The 24,338-nt window shown below is 57.2% G+C and carries 22 protein-coding genes; 19 read left to right on the forward strand and 3 right to left on the reverse strand.

The features are described from left to right. Positions 1-4 precede the first annotated feature (4 nt). Complete coding sequence (gene rbsD / locus K7H94_RS18475; protein ID WP_021313542.1) at positions 5-424, reverse strand: D-ribose pyranase; 420 nt, start codon at positions 422-424, stop codon at positions 5-7. A 172-nt stretch (positions 425-596) separates the two neighbouring features. Further along, a complete protein-coding gene (locus tag K7H94_RS18480) occupies positions 597-992 on the reverse strand; it encodes a YgiW/YdeI family stress tolerance OB fold protein (RefSeq protein ID WP_058758226.1) in 396 nt (131 codons plus the stop codon). 170 nt (positions 993-1,162) lie between these two features. Between K7H94_RS18480 and qseB the strand changes: the two genes are divergently transcribed. Then, on the forward strand, positions 1,163-1,825 hold the full coding sequence (gene qseB / locus K7H94_RS18485) for a quorum sensing response regulator transcription factor QseB (protein ID WP_222951453.1): 663 nt from the start codon (positions 1,163-1,165) through the stop codon (positions 1,823-1,825). Then, on the forward strand, positions 1,822-3,153 hold the full coding sequence (qseC, locus tag K7H94_RS18490) for a quorum sensing histidine kinase QseC (protein WP_222951454.1): 1,332 nt from the start codon (positions 1,822-1,824) through the stop codon (positions 3,151-3,153). The genes qseB and qseC overlap by 4 nt, the downstream gene beginning before the upstream one ends. Positions 3,154-3,164: 11 nt before the next feature. Here the strand turns inward: qseC and kup are convergent, their stop codons facing one another. Then, complete coding sequence (gene kup / locus K7H94_RS18495; protein WP_021508177.1) at positions 3,165-5,033, reverse strand: low affinity potassium transporter Kup; 1,869 nt, start codon at positions 5,031-5,033, stop codon at positions 3,165-3,167. A 299-nt stretch (positions 5,034-5,332) separates the two neighbouring features. Between kup and ravA the strand changes: the two genes are divergently transcribed. The 17 genes from ravA to glmU all read left to right on the forward strand — a co-directional run bounded on the left by ravA (position 5,333) and on the right by glmU (position 24,257). Then, a complete protein-coding gene (gene ravA, locus K7H94_RS18500; protein WP_058758223.1) occupies positions 5,333-6,829 on the forward strand; it encodes an ATPase RavA in 1,497 nt (498 codons plus the stop codon). Continuing rightward, positions 6,826-8,286: an ATPase RavA stimulator ViaA gene (gene viaA, locus K7H94_RS18505; protein ID WP_058770715.1), complete on the forward strand. Its 1,461-nt coding sequence runs from the start codon at positions 6,826-6,828 to the stop codon at positions 8,284-8,286. Before ravA ends, viaA begins: the two co-directional genes overlap by 4 nt. A gap of 71 nt (positions 8,287-8,357) precedes the next feature. Continuing rightward, positions 8,358-10,496, forward strand: a complete 2,139-nt coding sequence (gene ovoA / locus K7H94_RS18510; RefSeq protein ID WP_245001383.1) for a 5-histidylcysteine sulfoxide synthase — start codon at positions 8,358-8,360, stop codon at positions 10,494-10,496. 105 nt (positions 10,497-10,601) lie between these two features. After that, entirely contained in the window at positions 10,602-11,063 is a 462-nt protein-coding gene (gene asnC, locus K7H94_RS18515; protein WP_007893613.1) for a transcriptional regulator AsnC, read from the forward strand. Between the two features lie 154 nt (positions 11,064-11,217). After that, positions 11,218-11,658 (forward strand): FMN-binding protein MioC, encoded by a 441-nt coding sequence (gene mioC, locus K7H94_RS18520; RefSeq protein ID WP_021508182.1) that lies wholly within the window; start codon positions 11,218-11,220, stop codon positions 11,656-11,658. Between the two features lie 441 nt (positions 11,659-12,099). Further along, positions 12,100-13,989, forward strand: a complete 1,890-nt coding sequence (gene mnmG, locus K7H94_RS18525; RefSeq protein ID WP_058758220.1) for a tRNA uridine-5-carboxymethylaminomethyl(34) synthesis enzyme MnmG — start codon at positions 12,100-12,102, stop codon at positions 13,987-13,989. Between the two features lie 48 nt (positions 13,990-14,037). After that, positions 14,038-14,655: a 16S rRNA (guanine(527)-N(7))-methyltransferase RsmG gene (gene rsmG, locus K7H94_RS18530; RefSeq protein ID WP_021508184.1), complete on the forward strand. Its 618-nt coding sequence runs from the start codon at positions 14,038-14,040 to the stop codon at positions 14,653-14,655. A 713-nt stretch (positions 14,656-15,368) separates the two neighbouring features. Next, positions 15,369-15,749 (forward strand): F0F1 ATP synthase subunit I, encoded by a 381-nt coding sequence (gene atpI / locus K7H94_RS18535; RefSeq protein WP_021508185.1) that lies wholly within the window; start codon positions 15,369-15,371, stop codon positions 15,747-15,749. Positions 15,750-15,757: 8 nt separating this feature from the next. After that, complete coding sequence (gene atpB / locus K7H94_RS18540) at positions 15,758-16,576, forward strand: F0F1 ATP synthase subunit A (protein WP_031279833.1); 819 nt, start codon at positions 15,758-15,760, stop codon at positions 16,574-16,576. 49 nt (positions 16,577-16,625) lie between these two features. Beyond that, positions 16,626-16,865 carry a F0F1 ATP synthase subunit C gene (gene atpE / locus K7H94_RS18545; RefSeq protein WP_003849523.1) on the forward strand — a complete coding sequence of 80 codons (240 nt, stop codon included), beginning with the start codon at positions 16,626-16,628 and terminating at the stop codon, positions 16,863-16,865. Between the two features lie 108 nt (positions 16,866-16,973). After that, positions 16,974-17,444, forward strand: coding sequence for a F0F1 ATP synthase subunit B (gene atpF, locus K7H94_RS18550; RefSeq protein WP_021313757.1), 471 nt, complete (start codon positions 16,974-16,976; stop codon positions 17,442-17,444). Positions 17,445-17,458: 14 nt separating this feature from the next. After that, on the forward strand, positions 17,459-17,992 hold the full coding sequence (gene atpH / locus K7H94_RS18555) for a F0F1 ATP synthase subunit delta (protein WP_021508187.1): 534 nt from the start codon (positions 17,459-17,461) through the stop codon (positions 17,990-17,992). A 14-nt stretch (positions 17,993-18,006) separates the two neighbouring features. Continuing rightward, entirely contained in the window at positions 18,007-19,548 is a 1,542-nt protein-coding gene (gene atpA / locus K7H94_RS18560; RefSeq protein WP_021508188.1) for a F0F1 ATP synthase subunit alpha, read from the forward strand. Between the two features lie 52 nt (positions 19,549-19,600). Continuing rightward, positions 19,601-20,467, forward strand: a complete 867-nt coding sequence (gene atpG, locus K7H94_RS18565) for a F0F1 ATP synthase subunit gamma (protein ID WP_021508189.1) — start codon at positions 19,601-19,603, stop codon at positions 20,465-20,467. A 63-nt stretch (positions 20,468-20,530) separates the two neighbouring features. Beyond that, a complete protein-coding gene (gene atpD, locus K7H94_RS18570; protein WP_021508190.1) occupies positions 20,531-21,928 on the forward strand; it encodes a F0F1 ATP synthase subunit beta in 1,398 nt (465 codons plus the stop codon). Between the two features lie 24 nt (positions 21,929-21,952). Then, a complete protein-coding gene (locus tag K7H94_RS18575; protein ID WP_021508191.1) occupies positions 21,953-22,372 on the forward strand; it encodes a F0F1 ATP synthase subunit epsilon in 420 nt (139 codons plus the stop codon). 514 nt (positions 22,373-22,886) lie between these two features. After that, complete coding sequence (glmU, locus tag K7H94_RS18580) at positions 22,887-24,257, forward strand: bifunctional UDP-N-acetylglucosamine diphosphorylase/glucosamine-1-phosphate N-acetyltransferase GlmU (protein ID WP_031279605.1); 1,371 nt, start codon at positions 22,887-22,889, stop codon at positions 24,255-24,257. Positions 24,258-24,338 lie beyond the last annotated feature (81 nt).

Here is a 24,338-nt window from a genome sequence, read left to right on the forward strand (position 1 = left end):
GGCCTCAGAAAGTGACGCCCGCGCTCAGGATGACATTCGCATACGGAGAGCACTCTCCGCTGCGAATGACCGCCTGACTGCGCTGAGTGTGTTGTTTGAACTGTTCATGGCTGGTGTAACGAACGCTAATCACATTCCCCTGGTGCTGTTGCAAGGCTTCGAGCACGGCGATCAGCTGGCTATGGAGTTGCGGATTGTGTTGTTGGATCTCTTCCGCTATCAGGGCGCTCTCAACCTGCATCTCCTGCGTGATGACCTCCACCACCTGTAAAAAATCGGGCGTACCGGGCGTAAGCGCCAGATCGATGCGCTGTGGACCGGCCGGGATCGGCAAGCCCGCATCGGCAATCGTCAGCGTATCGGTATGCCCGAGGCGGGCAATCACATGAGAGACTTCAGCGTTTAACAGGCGACCTTTTTTCATTTATTCCACTCCACAGCGAAACGTTTCGCTGTCTGGCAGTGTATTAAATGTACATGGCAACTCAATGACGGGATCACGGAAATGTGATCCCCATCGAAACGTTTCGCCTGGGCCGGGGAAAATTTGAGTTTGGCGGGATGGCGGAGCCCACGACGTGGCTCCGCAGGGGAGGTTAGGGCAGTTTACGCACCTGTTTAACGTCCAGTTCAATCGAATTGAAATCCTTATCCAGTTCGCCGGTCAGCTCGACCTGATCCTTCGGCGTAATGGTCTGGCCGTTCCAGCGTTTGTGGTCGATCTCCACTTTCATGCTGCCGCTGCTGTCGCGGAACAGATAATCTTCATCGCCGATCTGCTTATCAAGCTGGCCGCGCACGGTGATCCAGCTGTCATCCTTCATCTCTTCGGCCTGTTTTACCGTCACCACACTGCTGTTATCGGCCTTAAAACCGCCGGCTTTAGCCTGAGCGGCTGGCGCGTTAGGGTCGACAAAGCCACCCTGCTGGGCGGCTAACACCGGGGTTGCCGCCAGGGCGATAATGGCGAACAGCGCTGCACTCTTTTTCATTTTTCACCTCATTTCCATGTCTGTGCGGATTACGGGAGCTATTTCACCACAGGGTTCTTAACAGGATCTTAAGGGAAAAAAAGAGGGAAAAAATAAGCTAAAACGGGCGAATGACGCTGTACAAGCGCGCATCTGCTTCGTATAAACCCCCAGGTAACCGGGAGAAACGCATGCGCATTTTATTAATTGAAGACGATACGCTGATTGGCGATGGCCTGAAGGTCGGCCTGACCAAACTGGGTTTCAGCGTCGACTGGTTTGTCAGCGGCGAAGCCGGATTTCAGGCGCTCAACGCGGCGCCATGGGATGCCGTGGTGCTGGATCTGTCGCTGCCGCAACGTGACGGGCTGGACATCCTGCGCCAGTGGCGTGAGCAGGGCGCGGATGTCCCGGTGCTGATCCTCACCGCACGCGATGCGCTGGACCAGCGCGTGCAGGGCCTGCAACTCGGTGCCGACGACTATCTGTGCAAGCCGTTTGCGCTGACGGAGGTGGCCGCGCGTCTGCAGGCGCTGATTCGTCGCCGTCACGGTCAGCTGCAGCCAGAGCTGCGTCACGGCGGGCTGGTGATGGCTCCCGGCAGCCACAGCGTGACGTTGGATGGCGAACCGCTCAGCCTGAAAAGCCGTGAGCTGGCGCTGCTGGAGCTGTTCCTGCGCAATCCCGGTCGCGTGCTGACGCGCGCGCAGCTGGAGGAGAAACTGTACAGCTGGGACGACGACGTCTCCAGTAACGCGGTCGAAGTGCACATCCACCATCTGCGTAAAAAGCTTGGCAGTCAGTTCATCCGCACCGTGCACGGCATTGGTTACACGCTGGGAGCGGCAGAATGAGTCTGTTCCTGCGACTGGCCATCGGCTTTCTGCTGTTAATAATTCTGTGTGGTGCCAGCGCCACCTTTAGCGCATGGCAGCAGACGCGCGACACCGTTAATGAGCTGTTTGATACCCAGCAGATGCTGTTCGCCAAACGCCTGCTGGCGCTGGATGCCAGCCGTCTGCAGGCCGCCTCGCTGCCAAAAACCAAAGCGATTTTGCGCCACCATCGCGGCGATCAGGATGACGACGCGCTGGCCTTTGCGCTGTTCAGCGCCGACGGCAAACCGCTGCTGAACGACGGCGAAAACGGCCGCGATTTGCAGTTTACAGCGGATCGTGACGGCTTCCACGATGGTCGCCTGCGTGGCGATGACGATCGCTGGCGGCTGCTGTGGCTGACCTCAGCCGATAAGCAGTGGCGCGTGGTGGTCGGACAGGAGTGGGAATATCGTGATGACATGACGCGCGATCTGGCACTGAGCAGTCTGCTGCCGTGGCTGGTAGCCATGCCGCTGATGCTGCTGTTGCTGCTGGCGCTGGTGTGGTTTGAGCTGCGTCCGCTGAAACGCCTGACTGCATCGCTGCAGCAGCGCGCGCCGGATGATGCCACCCCACTGACGCCGCAGCGCCTGCCGCTGGAGGTGAAGCCGCTGGTGGCGGCGCTTAATGGCCTGTTTGCCCGCATGGCACAGCTGGTCCAGCGCGAGCGACGGTTTACCTCCGATGCGGCGCACGAGCTGCGCAGCCCGCTAGCGGCGCTGCGCGTGCAGAGTGAGGTGATTCAGCTGGCCGGCGATGACGAGGCGATGCGTAACCATGCGCTGCAGCAGCTCGACAGCGGCATCCTGCGCGCCACGCGGCTGGTCGATCAGCTGCTGACGCTGTCGCGCGTCGAAGCAGACGATCTGCGCAGCGAATTTCAGCCGGTCCCCCTCGCGCCGTTGCTGCACCAGTTGGTCACCGAACACCAGGCACAGGCGGCAGCGCAGCACACCAGGCTGACGCTGACGGCTGACGCGGAACCGGTGATGAACGGTCATCCACTGCTGCTGGGTTTACTGCTGCGCAATCTGCTGGATAACGCGCTGCGCTACACGCCTTCCGGCAGTGAGATTCAGCTGCGGCTTAGCGCCCGCAGGCTGGAGATCGCGGATAACGGACCGGGCGTCAGCGCAGAGCAGCTGGCGCGGCTGGGCGAACGCTTCTGGCGACCGCCGGGGCAGGCGCAAACCGGCAGCGGGCTTGGCTTGTCGATTGTGAAAAATGTGGCTCAGCTGCACGGCATCCGGCTAACCTTCAGCGCGGTGCAGCCGCAGGGGCTGCGCGTCACCCTCAGCTGGTGACGCGCGATGCGTCAGATTTCGACCTGAGTACCGAGCTCGATTACCCGGTTCGGCGGAATTTCAAACTGATCCGGCGCGCGCAGGGCGTTGCGCTGCAGCGCAAGGAATAGCTTGCCGCGCAGACGCAGATACCACGGGCGTTTGCCGATGATCAGCGACTCGTGTGACATAAAGAACGAGGTTTCCATCATGCGGCAGTTGAGCCCTTCGAGGCCGCAGCGGTGGAAAATCTCCTCGACGTTCGGCGTTTCGCGCCAGCCGTAGCTTGCCACCACGCGCCAGAAGGTGGGCGACAGCTGCTCAATGGTCACGCGACGCACGTTGTGCACATAAGGCGCATCTTCGGTACGCAGCGTCAGCAGCACCACGCGCTCGTGCAGCACCTTGTTGTGCTTCAGGTTATGCAGCATGGCAAAGGGGATGACATTGAGCGCCCGCGACATGTAGACCGCCGTGCCCGGCACGCGCACCGGCGGCGATTTCTCCAGCGAGGCGATCATCGCCTCCAGCGAATTGCCATGCTCATGCATACGACGCAGCAGGCGGAAGCGCTCGCTCTTCCACGTGGTCATCACGATAAACATCATCAGCGCCAGCGTCAGCGGCAGCCAACCGCCGGAGAACACTTTGACCAGGTTGGCGGAGAACAGCGAAACGTCGATGCACAGCATCGCGATGAGAATCAGCACCACCAGATAGCGATTCCAGTGCCAGTTCTGAATCGCCACCGTTGAACACAGAATGGCGGTCAGCACCATGGTACCGGTCACCGCAATCCCGTAGGCGGCCGCCAGATTACTGGAGTGCTCAAAGCCGACGATCACAATCACCACAGAGAAATAAAGCAGCCAGTTGATCACCGGAATATAAATCTGGCCGGATTCCTCTTCGGACGTGTGCACGATGCGCATCGGCGGCAGATAGCCAAGACGCACCGCCTGGCGCGTCAGCGAGAATACGCCGGAGATCACCGCCTGCGAGGCGATCACCGTGGCCAGCGTCGCGAGAATCAGCATCGGAATCAGCGCCCAGTCCGGTGCCAGCAGGAAGAACGGGTTTTTGATGGCCTCCGGATGCTCCAGCAGCAGCGCGCCCTGGCCGAAATAGTTGAGCACCAGCGACGGCAGCACCACCACAAACCATGCCAGGCGAATCGGAAACTTACCAAAGTGGCCCATATCGGCATACAGCGCTTCAACGCCGGTGATCGCCAGCACCACCGCGCCCAGCGCGAAGAACGATACCGTTTTGTACTGAATGAAGAAGTGCAGCGCCCAGTACGGGTTCATGGCGTGCAGCACCTCAGGATTATTGATGATACTGCGCGCGCCCAGCACCGCCAGAATGATGAACCACAGCAGCATCACCGGCGCGAACAGCTTACCGACAATGCCGGTGCCGTGTTTCTGAATCACAAACAGCAGCGTCAGTACCGCAATCGCCAGCGGCACAATGTAGCTATCAAGGCTCGGTGCGGCGATCTCCAGCCCTTCGATGGCCGAAAGCACGGATACCGCTGGCGTGATCACTACTTCCCCGTAGAAGAAGCTGCCGCCAATCAGCCCCATGATCACCAGAATCGCCGTGGCGCGTGCGCCGGTATTGCGGCCCGCCAGTGACATCAGCGTCAGGATCCCGCCTTCACCGGCGTTGTCGGCGCGCATCACATAACTGATGTATTTAAGCGAAACCACCAGAATCAGCAGCCAGAAGATCAGCGACAGAAAGCCAAACACCGCCTCGCGTTCCACGCCAAAGCCGAACTGACCAGAGAGACACTCGCGCAGGGTATAGAGCGGGCTGGTGCCGATATCGCCATACACCACACCGATCGCCGCCAGAGTGACTGCGCCAAGGGACTGTTTCTTATCCGAGCTCATAAGTTGTCTTTTGTTGGAGCCGCGCAGGCCTCAGCCCGGCGCTCAGATCATCAAAAAGCGCACAGTATGCACATATTCCCGAAAAAACCTACTTTTACCGTCTGGCATTACGCCGTCTGCGCAGCGTTTTTTCGCCGAAAATCGGCGCGAAATACGCTGAAAACCCGCGATTTGCCTCACCTCAACCTTCTGAAACAAAAAAGCTGACGGCTATCAACGCTTTCACGCATGATAAACAGTAGAGTATTGCGCTCGCCAGAATATGACGGCACCAGGATCAGAAGGACAATGATGTGATTATGGCTCAACCCCATCTTTTGGCAGAAAGAATTTCTCGCCTCAGCAATGCCCTGGAGAAAGGGCTGTATGAACGGCATCATGCCATTCGTCTCTGCCTGCTGGCAGCGCTGAGCGGCGAAAGCGTGTTTCTGCTCGGGCCACCGGGCATCGCCAAGAGCCTGATTGCCCGCCGCCTGAAATACGCTTTCCAGCACGCCCGTGCCTTTGAATACCTGATGACCCGATTTTCCACACCTGAAGAGGTGTTTGGCCCGCTGTCGATCCAGGCGCTGAAAGATGAAGGACGCTATCAGCGTCTGACCAAAGGCTATCTGCCGGATGCCGAAATTGTCTTTCTGGATGAGATCTGGAAAGCCGGTCCGGCGATTCTCAATACGCTGCTCACCGCCATCAACGAACGTCGCTTCCGCAACGGCGACAGCGAAGAGCCGATCCCGATGCGTCTGCTGGTCACCGCCTCCAACGAACTGCCGGAAGCCGACAGCGGTCTGGAAGCGCTGTACGACCGTATGCTGATCCGGCTGTGGCTCGACAACGTGCATGAAAAGCAGAACTTCCGCAGCATGCTGACCCACCAGCAGGATGAAAACGCCAACCCGGTGGCGGAATCGCTGTGCATCAGCGATGAAGAGTATCAGCAGTGGCAGAAAGGCATCAGCCAGGTCAGCCTGCCCGATCATGTGTTTGAACTGATCTATCAGCTGCGCCAGCAGCTGGAGAACCTGCCAGAGGCGCCGTATATCTCCGATCGCCGCTGGAAAAAAGCCATCCATCTGCTGCAGGCCAGCGCGTTTTACAGCGGCCGCGTGGCGATTGCCCCGCTTGATCTGATCCTGCTGAAAGATTGCCTGTGGCACGACGTGGCGTCGATGCAGCTGCTGGATCGTGAAATCGATGCGCTGATGACGCAGCACGCGTGGCAGCAGCAGGCGATGCTGCACACGCTGCAGCAGATCAAAGCGCGCCGGCTGGCGCTGCAACAGCAGCAGAGCGTGGCGCAGGCGCTGACGCTGGAGAAGCACAGCGGCATGTTCAGCCGCAAACCGCACTATGAATTACCGGCCTCCATCACGGACGAACAGCTGACCCTGATGCTACAGCAGCCGCTGACGCTGCACGACATGCAGGTCACGCACGTGGTGGTGGCACGCGATGCGCTCAATCAGTGGCTGCTGAAGGCGGGCGAGATCCGCGGCAAGCTCAACGGCATCGGCTTTGGCCAGACGCTCGACCTGCTGGTGGATGCGCACCACTGTCTGACGCTGCGCGACGTCAGCCTGCAGTCCACGCGCCTGACGCTGCCGGGTGCCGCCAGCAGCAGCGACGTGCCGCAGGAAATCATTGAAGAGTACGACGCGCTGGAGGCCCAGCTGCGCGCGCAGCGCACGCTGTTTAGCCAGCACCAGCGCTGCCTGTTTATCAGCGACGACTGGCTGGCACGCGTCGAAACCAGCCTGCAGGATGTGGCGGAACAGCTGAAACAGGCGAGAAAATGATCTCGCTGGAGACGCTCAGCACGCTGCTGTCGATTGGCGAAACCGAGCTGATCGAAGAGCTGATCGTGGCACTGCTGGCCTCGCCGCAGCTGGCGCTGTTCTTTGAAAAATTTCCGCGCCTGAAACAGGCGATGATGGGCGAGCTGCCGCGCTGGCGCGCCGAGATTGCCGCCCAGATGAAAACCACGCCGGTGCCGGACGCGCTGGCACGCGAATTTCAGCTCTTCCAGCAGATGCAGCTGCTCAGCAGCCACGCCTTCAGTGAGCAACTGCCGGCCATCATGACGCAGCTGAAAGCGCTGCCGTCCCCGTTTATCGAAGAAGCCAGCAAACTGCTGCTGCATACCGACAGCGCCCAGCTGAGCAATGCGCAGCACACGCTGTTCCTGCAGCGCTGGCGCCTGAGCCTGACGCTGCAAACCCTGACGCTGAACGAAACCCTGCTGGAAGAGCAGCGGGAACGCCTGATGGCCGAGCTGCAGCAGCGCATGGCCATCAGCGGCCAGCTGGCGCCGATTCTGACCGATGACGACGAAGCCGCCGCCGGACGCTTGTGGGATCTGAGCAAGGCACCGCTGCAGCATGGCGACTATGAGTTGATTGTGCAGTACGGCGATTTCCTCGCTCAGCAGCCGGAACTGATGAAACTGGCGCAGCAGCTGGGACGCAGCCGCGAAGCGAAATCGGTACCGTCACAGGATGCGCCGCTGGAAGCGTTTCATCAGCTGGTGCGCGAGCCGGACAACGTGCCGGAAGAGGTCAGCGGCATCCATCAGAGTGACGATGTGCTGCGTCTGTTGCCGCCGGAGCTGGCGGCGCTGAGCATCAGCGAACTGGAGCTGGAATTTTATCGCCGGCTGGTGGAGAAACGCCTGCTGACCTACCGGTTACAGGGCGATGCCTGGCACGAGAAAGTGACGCTGCGCCCGGCCAGCCATCAGCAGCACGAAGCGCAGCCGCGCGGCCCGTTCATCGTCTGCGTGGATACCTCTGGTTCGATGGGCGGTTTCAATGAACGCTGCGCCAAAGCGTTTTGTCTGGCGCTGCTGAAGGTGGCGCTGGCCGACAGGCGGCGCTGCTACATCATGCTGTTTGCTCATGAAGTGATTGGCTACGAGCTGACCGCCGATAATGGCATCGAGCAGGCAATCCGTTTTCTCAGCCAGCGTTTTCGCGGCGGCACCGATCTGGCCGCCTGCCTGTCTGCGGTGGTCACGCGTATGGAGGGCAGTCAGTGGCAGGAAGCCGATGCGGTGATCGTTTCCGATTTTATCGCCCAGCGTCTGCCGGACGACATCGTCAGCACCATTAAACAGCGCCAGCGTCACCACCAGCAACGCTTCCACGCCGTGGCGATGTCGGCGCACGGCAAACCCGGCATTCTGCGCATTTTCGATCACATCTGGCGCTTTGATACCGGCCTGAAAAGCCGCCTGCTGCGCCGCTGGAAACGCTAATTCATCAGGCAGAAATGCTAATTTGCTATAGTGAATTACCCGCTGTGTTTAATCAGCTTACGGAGTTCACTGTGACAACCGCTCATCTTCATGATCAATTGCCTGCGCCCACCCGCACCGTCCGGCTTTCCGGCAGCAGCAGCGACGCCAAACGCGCCGAACTGCTGGCCTATTTCACCCAGACCTGGGAGCTGTATGAAAGCCTGTTCGACTGCCTCGCCGATGAGCGCGCGTACTTTAATAAAGCCATCACCCTGCGCCATCCGCTGATCTTTTACTTTGGCCATACCGCCACTTTCTACATTAATAAGCTGATGGCGGGCGGTTATCTGCAGCAGCGTATTGACGATCGCATCGAGGCGATGATGGCGATCGGCGTGGATGAGATGAGCTGGGACGATCTCGACGACAGCCATTACAGCTGGCCGGACGTAGCCGAGGTGCGCGACTACCGCGGCAAAGTGAAAACCGTGGTAAGTGAATTCATCCGCACCATGCCGCTGGAGCTGCCGATTGACTGGGACAGCCCGGCGTGGGTGATTCTGATGGGCATTGAGCATGAGCGTATTCACCTCGAAACCTCCAGCGTGCTGATCCGCCAGCTGCCGCTTGAGTGGGTAAAACCGCAGCCGCACTGGCCGGCGTGTCCACAGGCGCGCCACGATCGTGCCTCGGTACCGGCCAATACATTGGTGGCGATGCCAGGCGGACGCGTCACGCAGGGTAAAACCGATGATACCTACGGCTGGGATAACGAATACGGCAGCCTTTCAACGGAGCTGAAACCGTTCAAAGCCAGCAAAATGCTGGTGAGCAACGCCGAGTTCTTTCATTTTATTGCCGCCAACGGCTATAACGAACGCCGCTGGTGGGATGACGAAGGCTGGGGCTGGCGCGAGTTTGCCCAGCCGCAGATGCCGACTTTCTGGGTCGGCGACATCGCGCAACCTGACGATCTCCGGCTGCGCCTGATGACCGAAGAAGTGGCGATGCCGTGGGACTGGCCCGCCGAAGTGAATCAGCTGGAAGCGGCGGCGTTCTGCCGCTGGCTGGCGGAAGAGAGCGGCAAAGCGATCCAGCTGCCGTGCGAAGCCGAGTGGATGCAGCTGCGCGAGCAGGTTGCCGGCGATCAGCCGGACTGGATCGACGCGCCGGGCAACATCAATCTCGCCCGCTGGGCCTCTTCCTGCCCGGTAGACCACTTTGCCCAGGGTGACTTCTTCGACATCGTCGGCAACGTCTGGCAGTGGACCACCACGCCGACCAACGGCTTTGAAGGCTTCAGGGTACATCCGCTGTATGACGATTTCTCCACGCCCACCTTTGACGGCAAACATGCGCTGATCAAAGGCGGCAGCTGGATCTCCACCGGCAACGAAGCGCTGAAATCCTCACGCTACGCCTTCCGGCGCCACTTCTTCCAGCATGCCGGTTTCCGCTACGTGGTTTCCTCGCATCAGGAGAGCATGGCGCTGAATCCGTATGAAACCGACAGCATGGTGTCGCAGTACCTCGACTTCCAGTACGGCCCCGGCTATTACGGTGTGCCGAACTACGCGGCGGCGCTGGTCGACATCGTGCTGCCGCACTGCGCGCAGCGCGGCCACGCGCTGGATATCGGCTGCGCCACCGGCCGTGCCAGCTTTGAACTGGCGCGCCATTTTGCTGCGGTCACCGGCATGGATTACTCGGCGCGCTTTATCGACGTGGCGCTGCAGCTGACCTCGGGCGAGGATTTCCGTTACGTGGTGCCGGAAGAGGGAGAGCTGGTGGAGTATCGCCAGGTGCGGCTAAAAGAGTTTGGTTTCGATGAGACCCTGGCACAGCGCATTCAGTTTGTGCAGGGCGATGCCTGTAACCTGAAACCGCAGCCCGATGGCTACGATCTGGTACTGGCCTCTAACCTGATCGATCGCCTGCGCCAGCCGAAGCGCTTCCTGCAGGACATCACGCCGATGATCCGCTCCGGCGGTTTGCTGGCTATCTCCTCACCTTACACCTGGCTGGAAGAGTTCACGCCGAAGGAGAACTGGCTGGGCGGTTTCCGTGAAAACGGTGAAGCGCTCACCACCTGGCAGGCGCTGCAACGACTGCTGCGCGATGCCTTTGAGGAGGTTGCGCCGCCGCAGGACGTGCCGTTTGTGATTCGCGAAACCGCGCGTAAGTTCCAGCACACACAGGCCCAGCTGACGCTGTGGCGTAAGCGCTAAAAAGCGTGCAGACAGCGGCAGCTCCGCTGTCTGCGCCTTGCCTGTCCCGCTAATTTGCTGCACATTCTCCCTGTTCAGAGAAGAAGAACCTAATGAGGATGGATGATGGCGGAACACCTGCAACTGGATAATCTCGACCGCGGCATTTTAAATGCGCTGCTGCAAAACGCGCGCACCGCGTACGCCGAACTCGCCAAGCAGTTCAACGTCAGCCCCGGCACGATTCACGTGCGCGTCGAGAAGATGCGTCAGGCGGGGATTATTCTGGGTACGCGCGTGGAGATCGATCCACGGCAGCTCGGATTTGATGTCTGCTGTTTTATCGGCATCATTTTGAAAAGCGCGCGCGACTATCCGGCCGCGCTCAGCAAACTGGAAGCGCTGGACGAAGTGGTGGAAGCCTGGTACACCACCGGCCACTACAGCATTTTTATTAAAGTGATGTGCCGCTCCATTGACGCGCTGCAGCAGGTGCTGATCAACAAGATCCAGACCATTGATGAAATCCAGTCCACCGAAACGCTGATCTCCCTGCAAAACCCGATCATGCGCACCATCAAGCCGTGATCGGCTTCCCCGCTGTGCATAACCTTATCCCGGGCGGATCGCTTTTGTGATGCGCCTTGTCGCCTGATGCTATCGGCGATTAACCCTGTTTTCCACAGGTGGATCACCGCTTGATCACAGCGTACAATGCTCGCCTTTAGTGCGGGAGAGCATCATGGCCGATATTACCTTAATCAGTGGCAGTACCCTTGGCAGCGCCGAATATGTCGCTGAACATCTGGAAGAGAAACTGCAGGAAGCGGGCTTTTCAACCGAACTGCTGCACGGACCCGAGCTGGATGAGGTGCCGCAGGAGGGCGTCTGGCTGATTGTCAGCTCAACGCACGGTGCCGGCGAACTGCCGGACAACCTGCTGCCGTTTTATGAAGCGCTGCAGGAGAGCCAGCCGGATCTGTCAGGCGTACGCTTTGGCGCAGTGGGTATCGGTAATCATGAATACGATCTGTTCTGCGGTGCGATCAAACTGCTGGAGACGACGTTAACGCAGCTGGGCGCCAAACGTATTGGCGATCGGCTGGAGATCGACGTGCTGGAACATGAGATTCCGGAAGATCCGGCGGAAGTGTGGGTTGCCAGCTGGCACCCGCAGATTTAAGACGATCTTTGCTGGTCGGGGATCGGGTATTTATGTCGATCCCCAGTTGATTCCGCTGTTTTATCGCCTTTTACCTGCGTCGCTCTGTGGATAAGATCCGTTATTTCATGCGTATAACCAGTAGTTATCCAAAGAACAACCGCTGATGCTTTTTTACGCTGTGTATAAGTAGCAAAGTTGATCTCAGCTTATACGGATCAGGATCACCGATCATTCACAGTAAACGATCCTCGCTAATCCCCTGTTGCCACAGCGCTTTTCCGGGTTATCAACAGACAGGGGCGATCCTAATAAGAGATCTAACAGAGAGATCATATAAAAGACTTAAGATCCTTTCTTTTAAACCGCAGGATCCCGCGACTTTCGCCCTGAACAGAATTTCAGTAGAATCCACCGCCCAGGGCAACGATCCCTGTCCGAACACTAACGAGGACCCACTTCATGTTTTATCCAGATCCTTTTGACGTCATCGTAATCGGTGGTGGTCATGCGGGCACAGAAGCCGCGATGGCCGCTGCCCGAATGGGTCAGCAAACCCTGTTACTCACCCATAATATTGATACGCTGGGACAAATGTCCTGTAACCCGGCGATCGGTGGCATCGGGAAAGGACACCTGGTTAAGGAAGTGGATGCCTTAGGCGGTTTGATGGCCAGCGCGATCGATCAGGCCGGTATTCAGTTTAGGATACTAAACGCCAGCAAAGGCCCGGCGGTGCGTGCCACGCGTGCACAGGCAGACCGGGTACTGTATCGCCAGGCGGTACGCACTGCGCTGGAAAACCAGCCGAACCTGATGATCTTCCAGCAGGCGGTTGATGATCTGATTGTGGAGAACGATCGCGTTGTCGGCGCCGTGACCCAGATGGGCCTGAAGTTCCGGGCGAAAACCGTCGTTCTGACGGTGGGCACTTTCCTGGACGGCAAAATCCACATCGGCCTCGATAACTACAGCGGTGGTCGTGCAGGCGATCCTCCGTCGATTCCGCTGGCTAAACGTCTGCGTGCGCTGCCGCTGCGCGTAAACCGCCTGAAAACCGGTACGCCACCGCGTATCGATGCCCGCACCATCGACTTTTCGGCGCTCACGCCGCAGCACGGGGATGACCCGATGCCGGTGTTCTCGTTTATGGGCCATGCCGGACAGCATCCGCAGCAGGTGCCATGCTGGATAACCCACACCAATGAGCAGACACATGAAGTGATCCGCAATAACCTCGATCGCAGCCCGATGTATGCCGGGATCATCGAGGGGATCGGGCCACGCTACTGCCCGTCGATTGAAGACAAAGTGATGCGCTTTGCCGATCGTAACGCGCATCAGATTTTCCTTGAGCCGGAAGGGCTCACCAGCAACGAAATCTACCCGAACGGTATCTCCACCAGCCTGCCGTTTGATGTGCAGATGCAGATCGTGCGCTCGATGAAAGGTCTGGAGAACGCGAAGATCGTGCGTCCGGGCTACGCCATCGAGTATGACTTCTTCGATCCGCGCGATCTCAAGCCGACGCTGGAGAGTAAATTTATCCATGGCCTGTTCTTTGCCGGCCAGATCAACGGCACCACCGGTTATGAAGAAGCGGCAGCGCAGGGGCTGCTGGCCGGCCTTAACGCTGCGCGTCAGTCTGCGGACAAAGAGGGCTGGGCGCCGCGTCGCGATCAGGCCTATCTTGGCGTGCTGGTCGACGATCTGTGTACGCTGGGCACCAAAGAGCCGTATCGCATGTTTACCTCGCGCGCCGAGTATCGTCTGATGCTGCGTGAAGACAACGCCGATTTGCGCCTGACCGAAACCGGACGTGAACTCGGCCTGGTCGACGACGCGCGCTGGGCTCGCTATAACCAGAAGCTGGAAGCGATTGAGCAGGAGCGTCAGCGTCTGCGTGACCTGTGGGTGCATCCGAAGTCTGAAAACGTCAGCGAAGTGAACACGGTAATCAGCGCGCCGCTGACCAAAGAGGCCAGCGCGGAAGATCTGCTGCGTCGTCCGGAGATGACCTACGAACTGCTGATGTCGCTGCCGAGCTACGGTCCGGCGCTGGCGGATGAGCAGGCCGCAGAGCAGGTAGAGATTCAGGTGAAGTATGAAGGTTACATCGCGCGTCAGCAGGAGGAGATCGATCGCCAGCAGCGCAATGAAAACACCTTACTCCCGGCCGACCTCGACTATCGCCAGGTGAATGGGCTGTCGAATGAAGTGATCGCCAAACTCAACGACCACAAACCGACCTCCATTGGCCAGGCATCGCGTATTTCCGGCATCACGCCGGCGGCGATTTCAATTCTGCTGATTTACCTGAAAAAACAGGGCCTGCTGCGTAAAAGCGCCTGATCGACCCCCGGGGCGGGCACGCTCGCCCCTGTTAATGGAATTCTCGTCGTGATTAATAAACTCTCCCGGCTGCTGCAAGCGGCAAACATTTCCCTCTCCGATCAGCAAAAACAGCAGCTGGTGGGTTATGTCGAACTGCTGCACAAGTGGAATAAAGCCTACAACCTGACCTCGGTGCGCGATCCGCAGCAGATGCTGGTGCGCCACATTCTCGACAGCATCGTGGTAGAACCCCACCTGCAGGGTGAGCGCTTTATTGATGTCGGTACCGGACCGGGTCTGCCGGGGATCCCGCTGGCGATTGTCCGCCCGCAGGCGCACTTTACGCTGCTGGATAGCCTCGGGAAACGCGTGCGTTTCCTGCGTCAGGTGCAACATGAGTTAGGACTCACTAACGTCACGCCGGTGCAGAGCCGGGTGGAAGAGTTTCCTGCTGAGCCACCGTTTGACGGGGTGATCAGCCGCGCCTTTGCGTCGCTGGAGGACATGCTGAACTGGTGTCACCATCTGCCGGGCGCGACAGGCCACTTCTATGCGCTGAAAGGCGTCAGGCCGGATGACGAAATTGCCGCGCTGCCTGCTGGCTTCGCCATCGAAAAAATTGCGCCTCTGCGGGTGCCGGAACTGGAAGGTGAGCGTCATCTGGTGGTGATCAGGCGGCAATAGTCGCGCAAACGGTGTGGATTTATCGTGATTCATGCCGTTTGGCTTAGCGCAGCAGCCGGCTAAAAAAACAGCGGTTGAACGCGTCACGATAAACGCTTTTATTCAACAGGGCAGGGGAAGCGGGTTAACATCCGCCGCGGAAATTATCCGAAAACCTCTGTTACATTTAACGAATAATTCACATTTCATTATCAGTTACATCACTTTAACCGCTGTATTTACTGTGACGAATAGTCACGGCGGAAAATATAACTCTGCAATAAATCGGCGGACGTAATATCAGTTTTACGTTTTTATTGCTGTGGGTGATGTCAATAGAGTGTTTTTATCGAAAATCTGGCGCTAATCCTGGAGCAATAATTCTATCTTACTGATAGAAAAGTAAATTACGGGTTTCATTAATTGCGCGGCAGGGGTTAAAAAGCAAATTATCGCTGCCGGGGGTGCTTATAATGTGATCTGAAGCACGCTTTAAAAGCAAGTCTGCCGGGCAATTTCAAGCCTGTTTCGTCAGGCAGGCCGAAGCGGATGTTTTGAAAAATAGCCCTCCAGAAAGAAATTTAAATAATTGTTCACCTTTTCGCTACTTACCGATTGAAATCGCAGGTGCGGCCCGTATAATTTGCACGGCTTTTGCTGCTTGACTCAAAAGAGTAAAGGCAGTCTTATACGACACGCGACATACCCCGTTCGGGGCAGGAGAGTTAAGCGTCATGTCAGTGTCTCTTTACAGTGTGAAATTAGCCCGAACCGTGCTGGTGATCCAGCTGGTGACCTTTGTCGTAATCGGTGCGCTGTTTGCCCTGAAAGATGTCACCTGGGGCGCCTCTGCCATCGCGGGTGGTGCGGCAGCCTGGCTGCCAAACGTACTGTTTATGTTTTTAGCCTGGCGCCTGCAGGATCAAACTCCGGCAAAAGGGCGTGTCGCCTGGAGCTTCGCCTTTGGTGAAGTGCTCAAGGTGTTTGCCACCGTTGTTTTTCTCGTTGTGGCGTTAGGTGGATTTGGAGCGGTCTTCTGGCCACTCGCAATCACCTGGTTATCGGTGCTGGTGGTACAAATCGTCGCGCCGGCTGTAATTAACAACAAAGGGTAAGAGGCATCATGGCCGCAGGAGAGATCTCAACGCCGCAGGAATACATAGGTCATCATCTGACACATCTTCAGATGGACCTGCGTACTTTCGAGCTGGTGAATGCACACGACGCGCCAGCAACGTTCTGGACGTTAAACCTGGACTCCATGTTTTTCTCTGTTGTACTGGGACTGGTGTTCCTGGTGCTGTTCCGTAAAGTGGCGAAAAGCGCCACCAGCGGTGTGCCAGGGAAAATGCAGGCGGCTATCGAGCTGGTCGTTGGCTTTGTTGATAGCAACGTCCGCGACATGTACCACGGTAAGAGTAAAGTTATCGCCCCGCTGGCTCTGACGATTTTCGTCTGGGTCTTCCTGATGAACTTCATGGATCTGCTGCCTATCGATTTGCTGCCGTTTATCGGCGAGCACTATCTGGGCCTGCCGGCGCTGCGCGTCGTGCCGTCTGCAGACGTGAACATCACGCTGTCTATGGCGCTGGGCGTATTTATTTTGATTCTGTTCTACAGCATCAAAATGAAAGGTGTAGGTGGCTTCGCCAAAGAGCTGACGCTGCAGCCTTTTAATCACCCGATCTTCATCCCCATCAACCTGATTCTTGAAGGTGTTAGCCTGCTGTCCAAACCGGTTTCGCTCGGTCTGCGACTGTTCGGCAACATGTATGCGGGTGAGCTGATCTTTATCCTGATTGCCGGTCTGCTGCCGTGGTGGTCGCAGTGGGTGCTGAATGTGCCATGGGCCATTTTCCACATCCTGATTATTTCGCTGCAGGCTTTCATTTTCATGGTCCTCACGATTGTCTATCTGTCGATGGCATCTGAAGAGCATTGATTTTTATCTCAACAACTTAGCTTTTAACTGAAACAAACTGGAGACTGTCATGGAAAACCTGAATATGGATCTGCTGTACATGGCTGCCGCTGTGATGATGGGTCTGGCGGCAATCGGTGCTGCGATCGGTATCGGCATCCTCGGAGGTAAATTCCTGGAAGGCGCAGCGCGTCAGCCGGATCTGATTCCTCTGCTGCGTACGCAGTTCTTTGTTGTAATGGGTCTGGTGGATGCAATCCCAATGATCGCTGTTGGTCTGGGTCTCTACGTGATGTTTGCTGTCGCCTAAAGCCTGTAGCCGTGGTTCACTCATGGCACGCAGTGTGATGAGGAACGGATTCTGCCGTTTATCGCTGATAGCGGCAGAGCAAGTTAACTTAATAAGAGGCATTGTGCTGTGAACATTAATGCAACAATCCTCGGCCAGGCCATCGCGTTCATCCTGTTTGTCGCGTTCTGCATGAAGTACGTATGGCCGCCGATTATGGCTGCCATCGAAAAGCGCCAGAAAGAAATTGCTGAAGGCCTTGCTTCTGCTGAACGCGCGAAGAAAGATTTGGATCTCGCGCAGGCCAATGCGACCGACCAGCTGAAAAAAGCCAAAGAAGAAGCTCAGGTCATTATCGAGCAGGCGAACAAACGCCGTGCCCAGATTCTGGACGAAGCCAAAACTGAAGCTGAGACTGAACGTAACCGCATCGTGTCTCAGGCGCAGGCAGAAATCGAAGCCGAGCGCTCACGTGCACGTGAAGAGCTGCGTAAGCAAGTCGCGCTGCTGGCCTTAGCTGGCGCCGAGAAGATCATCGAACGTTCCGTGGATGAAGCTGCTAACAGCGACATCGTTGATAAACTGGTCGCTGAACTGTAAGGAGGGAGGGGCTGATGTCTGATCTGATTACTGTAGCTCGCCCCTACGCCAAAGCAGCTTTTGACTTTGCTGTTGAGCATCAAAGTATCGACCGCTGGCAGACCATGCTGGCGTTTGCCGCAGAAGTGGCTCGCAACGAACAGATGGCAGAACTCCTTTCCGGTGCATTGGCACCGGAAGCCTTGTCTGCTTCTTTCAACGCAGTCTGTGGTGATCAACTTGATGAACACGCTCAGAACCTGATTAAGGTTATGGCGGAGAACGGACGTTTGACAGCGCTTCCAGCGGTACTGGAACAGTTCATTCAACTGCGTGACGCTTATGAAGCGACAGCCGAAGTTGATGTGATCTCCGCCAGTGCGCTGAGTGACAGCCAGCTGAGTAAAATCAGCGCCGCGATGGAAAAACGTCTGTCACGCAAAGTTAAGCTGAATTGCAAAATTGATAAGTCTGTAATGGCAGGTGTGGTTATCCGTGCGGGTGACCTGGTGATTGATGGCAGCGTGCGCGGCCGTCTTGACCGTCTGGCAGACGTCTTGCAGTCTTAAGGGGACTGGAGCATATGCAACTGAATTCCACCGAAATCAGCGAACTGATCAAGCAGCGCATTGCTCAGTTCAATGTCGTGAGCGAAGCTCACAACGAAGGTACTATTGTTTCTGTAAGTGACGGTATCATCCGCGTACACGGCCTGGCCGATGTGATGCAGGGTGAGATGATTGCTCTGCCGGGCAACCGTTACGCTATCGCACTGAACCTCGAGCGTGACTCTGTAGGTGCAGTAGTGATGGGTCCGTACGCTGACCTCGCCGAAGGCATGAAGGTGAAGTGTACTGGCCGTATCCTGGAAGTGCCGGTTGGCCGTGGCCTGCTGGGCCGCGTGGTTAACACCCTGGGTGCACCGATCGACGGTAAAGGCGCTATCGACAACGATGGCTTCTCACCAGTTGAAGTGATTGCACCAGGCGTTATCGACCGTCAGTCAGTCGACCAGCCTGTTCAGACCGGTTACAAATCTGTTGATGCGATGATTCCAATCGGCCGTGGCCAGCGTGAGCTGATCATCGGTGACCGTCAGACCGGTAAAACTGCGATGGCCATCGACGCCATCATCAACCAGCGCGATTCTGGCATCAAGTGTGTCTACGTCGCGATCGGTCAGAAAGCCTCTACCATCTCTAACGTGGTACGTAAGCTGGAAGAGCACGGTGCGCTGTCTAACACCATCGTGGTTGTCGCTTCCGCTTCTGAATCCGCTGCGCTGCAGTACCTGGCTCCGTATGCCGGTTGCGCGATGGGTGAATACTTCCGTGACCGCGGTGAAGATGCGCTGATCGTTTATGATGACCTGTCTAAGCAGGCTGTTGCTTACCGTCAGATTTCTCTGCTGCTGCGCCGTCCGCCGGGTCGTGAAGCATTCCCGGGCGACGTGTTCTACCTCCACTCTCGTCTGCTGGAGCGTGCATCACGCGTAAGCGCTGACTACGTTGAGCGTTTCACCAACGGTGAAGTGAAAGGCCAGACCGGTTCTCTGACCGCGCTGCCGATCATCGAAACCCAGGCGGGTGACGTTTCTGCGTTTGTTCCGACCAACGTAATCTCGATTACCGATGGTCAGATCTTCCTGGAATCGAACCTGTTCAACTCCGGTATCCGTCCAGCCGTTAACCCGGGTATTTCGGTATCCCGTGTTGGTGGTGCTGCACAGACCAAGATCATCAAGAAACTGTCCGGTGGTATCCGTACCGCGCTGGCACAGTATCGTGAACTGGCAGCGTTCTCTCAGTTCGCTTCCGATCTGGACGATGCAACGCGCAAACAGCTGAGCCACGGTCAGAAAGTGACCGAGCTGCTGAAGCAGAAACAGTATGCACCGATGTCTGTTGCACAACAGGGTCTGGTACTGTTCGCTGCCGAGCGCGGCTTCCTGAACGACGTTGAACTGGCGAAAATCGGCAGCTTCGAAGCCGCTCTGCTGGCGTTCGCCGATCGCGAACACGCGGAGCTGATGGCTGAAATCAACCAGGCGGGTAACTACAACAACGAAATCGAAGAGAAGCTGAAAGGCCTCCTCGAAACGTTTAAAGCAACCCAGTCCTGGTAATGTCTGGCGGCTTGTCTGAAAAGGCAGGCCGCAAGGCTTTGAGGAGAAGCTAATGGCCGGCGCAAAAGAAATACGTACCAAGATCGGAAGCGTGAAAAACACGCAGAAGATCACCAAAGCGATGGAAATGGTCGCCGCCTCCAAAATGCGTAAAACGCAGGAACGCATGGCGGCCAGCCGTCCGTATGCAGATACCATGCGCAAAGTGATTGGTCACCTTGCTCTGGGTAATCTGGAATACAAGCACCCTTACCTGGATGAGCGCGACGTTAAGCGCGTCGGCTACCTGGTCGTTTCGACTGACCGCGGGCTTTGTGGTGGTTTGAACGTTAACCTGTTCAAAAAATTGCTGGCAGAAATGAAAGGCTGGTCTGATAAAGGCGTGCAGAGCGATCTGGCGATTATCGGTTCCAAAGGCGTTTCTTTCTTCGGCTCTGTAGGTGGCAACGTCGTGGCTCAGGTTACCGGCATGGGCGATAAGCCTGCGCTGTCCGACCTGATCGGCCCGGTAAAAGTGATGTTGCAGGCTTATGATGAAGGCCGCATCGACAAGCTGTATATCGTCAGCAATAAGTTTAATAACACCATGTCTCAGACTCCGACCATTACCCAACTGCTGCCGTTACCGCCAGCGGAAGGTGAAGAAGAGATGAAGGCGAAGACCTGGGATTACCTGTACGAACCCGATCCGAAAGCGCTGCTGGATACCCTGCTGCGTCGTTATGTCGAATCGCAGGTTTATCAGGGTGTGGTGGAAAACCTGGCCAGTGAGCAGGCTGCACGTATGGTGGCCATGAAAGCGGCAACCGATAACGGCGGAAACCTGATCAAAGAGCTGCAGTTGGTGTACAACAAAGCTCGTCAGGCCAGCATCACTCAGGAACTTACCGAGATCGTCTCGGGAGCCTCCGCGGTTTAACCAGGCATATATCCCGTCGCGCGAGCGCGGCCGGATATTCTCGTATTAGGTAGAGGATTCAAGATGGCAGCTGGAAAGATTGTCCAGATTATCGGCGCCGTAGTTGACGTCGAATTCCCTCAGGACGCGGTACCGCAGGTATACAGCGCTCTCGAGGTAAAAAATGGTGATGCTCGTCTGGTGCTGGAAGTTCAGCAGCAGCTGGGCGGTGGCGTGGTGCGTACCATCGCCATGGGTTCTTCTGACGGCCTGAAGCGCGGTCTGGAAGTCACCGACCTGAAAAAACCTATCCAGGTTCCGGTTGGTAAAGCAACACTCGGCCGTATCATGAACGTGCTGGGTGAGCCAATCGACATGAAAGGCGACCTGAAAGAAGAAGACGGCAGCGCTGTAGAGGTTTCCTCTATTCACCGCGCAGCGCCTTCTTATGAAGATCAGTCAAACTCGCAGGAACTGCTGGAAACCGGCATCAAGGTTATCGACCTGATGTGTCCGTTCGCGAAGGGCGGTAAAGTCGGTCTGTTCGGTGGTGCGGGTGTAGGTAAAACCGTAAACATGATGGAGCTGATCCGTAACATCGCGGCTGAGCACTCAGGTTATTCGGTCTTTGCCGGCGTGGGTGAGCGTACTCGTGAGGGTAACGACTTCTACCACGAAATGACGGACTCCAACGTTATCGATAAAGTAGCGCTGGTGTATGGCCAGATGAACGAGCCGCCGGGTAACCGTCTGCGCGTAGCACTGACCGGTCTGACCATGGCGGAAAAATTCCGTGATGAAGGCCGTGACGTTCTGCTGTTCATCGACAACATCTACCGTTACACCCTGGCCGGTACAGAGGTTTCTGCACTGCTGGGTCGTATGCCATCGGCGGTAGGTTATCAGCCAACGCTGGCTGAAGAGATGGGTGTGCTGCAGGAGCGTATTACCTCCACCAAGACCGGTTCAATCACCTCCGTACAGGCCGTTTACGTTCCTGCGGATGACCTGACTGACCCGTCACCAGCAACCACCTTTGCTCACTTAGACTCAACCGTTACGCTGAGCCGTCAGATCGCGTCACTGGGTATCTACCCGGCCGTTGACCCGCTGGACTCTACCAGCCGTCAGCTGGATCCGCTGATCGTCGGTCAGGAGCACTACGACGTCGCGCGTGGCGTTCAGTCGCTGCTGCAGCGTTACCAGGAGCTGAAAGACATCATCGCCATCCTCGGTATGGACGAGCTGTCTGAAGAAGACAAACTGCTGGTGGCACGTGCGCGTAAGATTCAGCGCTTCCTGTCTCAGCCGTTCTTCGTAGCCGAAGTCTTCACCGGTTCTCCGGGTAAATACGTGACGCTGAAAGACACCATCCGTGGCTTCAAAGGCATCATGGAAGGCGAATTCGACCACCTGCCAGAGCAGGCGTTCTACATGGTCGGCGCGATCGAAGAAGCTGTCGAAAAAGCGAAGAAACTGTAATAACGGTTTCCCAGGAGGAGTGGTATGGCTATGACTTATCATCTGGACGTGGTCAGCGCGGAGCAGCAAATGTTCTCCGGTCTGGTGCAGCGTATCCAGGTGTCAGGTAGCGAAGGTGAGCTGGGTATTTACCCGGGTCACGCCCCGCTGCTGACTGCCATCAAGCCTGGTATGATTCGCATCGTTAAACAGCACGGCGAAGAGGAGTATATCTACCTCTCTGGCGGCGTGCTGGAAGTACAGCCGGGCAGCACGACCGTTCTGGCCGACACTGCAATTCGCGGTGAAGACCTCGACGAAGCGCGCGCGCTGGAAGCGAAACGTAAAGCAGAAGAGCACATGAACAGCAGCCACGGCGACGTGGACTATGCTCAGGCCTCTGCGGAGCTGGCGAAAGCTATCGCGAAACTGCGCGTCATCGAGCTGACCAAAAAAGCGATGTAATCAGGCTTTATGCGTCACGAAATGCCAGCCCCCGGGCTGGCATTTTTTTTGCCTACTGCCGGTGCGCATAAATGCGCACCCTACGAATAGCTGTGCTGGTGCCCTGTATGAACGCTATTTATGGCGACGAATCTGCCGGTGCGCATAAATACGCACACTGTCCAAAACCGCACAATTACCCCGTAGGGGCGCCATTCATGGCGACCAAATGTCGGTACGCATAAATGCGCATGCTGTCCAAAACCGCACAATCACCCCGTAGGGGCGCCATTCATGGCGACCAAATGTCGGTGCGCATAAATACGCACCTGTCCAAAACCGCACACTTACCCGCAGGGGCGCCATTGATGGCGACCGAAAATGGCACAACGCCCTTACCTCATGCTCTCCCCGGCGACCCGTGCTGGCCACTCACCGCCGCTGATCCTCTTCCGCTAATTTCGCACGGAGAAAAATGTAGTAATCTCAGGGGTAAACCTTACACTTTCGAAAGCTAAATTGAGTCAGGATAGTTATGTCGACAAGCGCAATGAGCGTGGTGATCCTCGCCGCTGGCAAAGGCACCCGCATGTATTCCGATCTGCCCAAGGTGCTGCACAGCCTGGCAGGTAAACCGATGGTGCAACACGTTATTGATGCCGCTACCGGCCTCGGCGCACAGCAGGTGCATCTGGTCTACGGCCACGGCGGTGAATTGCTGCAGGAGAAACTGGCGCATAACCCGCTGAACTGGGTATTGCAGGCGGAACAGCTCGGCACCGGCCATGCCATGCAGCAGGCGGCACCGTTCTTCGCCGATGACGAAGATATCCTGATGCTGTACGGCGATGTCCCGCTGATCGCCCAGGAAACCCTGCAGCGTCTGCGCGACGCCAAACCTGCTGGCGGCATCGGGCTGCTCACCGTGGTGCTGGATAACCCCACCGGCTACGGACGCATCGTGCGTGAAAACGGCACCATCACCGGCATCGTGGAGCAAAAAGATGCGTCAGCCGAACAGCTGAAGATTCAGGAGATCAACACCGGCATCCTGATTGCCAACGGTGCCGATCTGAAGCGCTGGCTGGCGCAGCTCAACAACCACAATGCGCAGGGCGAATTTTACATCACCGATATCATCGCTATGGCGCATCAGGAAGGCCGCGTGATCAACGCAGTACACCCGGCGCGCATCAGCGAAACCGACGGCGTGAACAATCGTCTGCAGCTTTCCACTCTGGAGCGCACTTATCAACGCGAGCAGGCAGAAAAGCTGCTGCTGGCTGGCGTCATGCTGCGCGATCCGGCGCGCTTCGATCTGCGCGGTACGCTGCAGCACGGTCGTGATGTCGATATTGATACCAACGTGATCATTGAAGGTAACGTCACGCTGGGCCATCGGGTAAAAATTGGCGCTGGCTGCATCATTAAAAACAGCGTGATTGCCGATGACTGCGAAATCAGTCCTTATTCGGTGATTGAAGATGCCACGCTGGCCGCCGCCTGCACCGTCGGGCCGTTTGCGCGCCTGCGTCCGGGCAGCGAACTGGCCGAACAGGCGCACGTCGGCAACTTCGTCGAGATGAAAAAAGCGACGCTGGGCAAAGGCTCGAAGGCCGGCCATTTGTCCTATCTCGGGGATGCGGAGATTGGCGCGGGCGTAAATATCGGTGCTGGCACCATTACCTGCAACTACGACGGTGCCAATAAGTTTAAAACCATTATCGGCGACAACGTGTTTGTCGGCTCGGACACCCAGCTGGTGGCTCCGGTCAGCGTGGCGGCGGGCGCCACCATCGCCGCCGGTACGACGGTGATGAAAGACGTTACCGCTGCCGATCTGGTCTATAACCGCAAAGAGCAAAATCAGAAGTCTGGCTGGCAGCGTCCGGTTAAGAAAAAATAAATGTCAGGGCCGGCAAAGATCGGCCCGGTATTAAAAACCCGACATATTCCGGTTTTCAGGCAACTAACGCACCTGCAACCT

Origin of the sequence: Pantoea dispersa, assembly GCF_019890955.1 — a bacterium.
GTDB classification, from domain to species: domain Bacteria; phylum Pseudomonadota; class Gammaproteobacteria; order Enterobacterales; family Enterobacteriaceae; genus Pantoea; species Pantoea dispersa.

Excerpts from the sequence above, each read along its gene's own strand:
- qseC (WP_222951454.1), top strand. The coding sequence starts at position 1,822 with ATGAGTCTGTTCCTGCGACTGGCCATCGGCTTTCTGCTGTTAATAATT.
- atpG (WP_021508189.1), top strand. The coding sequence starts at position 19,601 with ATGGCCGGCGCAAAAGAAATACGTACCAAGATCGGAAGCGTGAAAAAC.
- mioC (WP_021508182.1), top strand. The coding sequence starts at position 11,218 with ATGGCCGATATTACCTTAATCAGTGGCAGTACCCTTGGCAGCGCCGAA.
- mnmG (WP_058758220.1), top strand. The coding sequence starts at position 12,100 with ATGTTTTATCCAGATCCTTTTGACGTCATCGTAATCGGTGGTGGTCAT.
- glmU (WP_031279605.1), top strand. The coding sequence starts at position 22,887 with ATGTCGACAAGCGCAATGAGCGTGGTGATCCTCGCCGCTGGCAAAGGC.
- atpA (WP_021508188.1), top strand. The coding sequence starts at position 18,007 with ATGCAACTGAATTCCACCGAAATCAGCGAACTGATCAAGCAGCGCATT.
- atpH (WP_021508187.1), top strand. The coding sequence starts at position 17,459 with ATGTCTGATCTGATTACTGTAGCTCGCCCCTACGCCAAAGCAGCTTTT.
- atpE (WP_003849523.1), top strand. The coding sequence starts at position 16,626 with ATGGAAAACCTGAATATGGATCTGCTGTACATGGCTGCCGCTGTGATG.
- K7H94_RS18480 (WP_058758226.1), bottom strand. The coding sequence starts at position 992 with ATGAAAAAGAGTGCAGCGCTGTTCGCCATTATCGCCCTGGCGGCAACC.
- qseB (WP_222951453.1), top strand. The coding sequence starts at position 1,163 with ATGCGCATTTTATTAATTGAAGACGATACGCTGATTGGCGATGGCCTG.
- kup (WP_021508177.1), bottom strand. The coding sequence starts at position 5,033 with ATGAGCTCGGATAAGAAACAGTCCCTTGGCGCAGTCACTCTGGCGGCG.
- atpB (WP_031279833.1), top strand. The coding sequence starts at position 15,758 with ATGGCCGCAGGAGAGATCTCAACGCCGCAGGAATACATAGGTCATCAT.
- atpD (WP_021508190.1), top strand. The coding sequence starts at position 20,531 with ATGGCAGCTGGAAAGATTGTCCAGATTATCGGCGCCGTAGTTGACGTC.
- ravA (WP_058758223.1), top strand. The coding sequence starts at position 5,333 with ATGGCTCAACCCCATCTTTTGGCAGAAAGAATTTCTCGCCTCAGCAAT.
- viaA (WP_058770715.1), top strand. The coding sequence starts at position 6,826 with ATGATCTCGCTGGAGACGCTCAGCACGCTGCTGTCGATTGGCGAAACC.
- asnC (WP_007893613.1), top strand. The coding sequence starts at position 10,602 with ATGGCGGAACACCTGCAACTGGATAATCTCGACCGCGGCATTTTAAAT.
- K7H94_RS18575 (WP_021508191.1), top strand. The coding sequence starts at position 21,953 with ATGGCTATGACTTATCATCTGGACGTGGTCAGCGCGGAGCAGCAAATG.
- atpI (WP_021508185.1), top strand. The coding sequence starts at position 15,369 with ATGTCAGTGTCTCTTTACAGTGTGAAATTAGCCCGAACCGTGCTGGTG.
- rbsD (WP_021313542.1), bottom strand. The coding sequence starts at position 424 with ATGAAAAAAGGTCGCCTGTTAAACGCTGAAGTCTCTCATGTGATTGCC.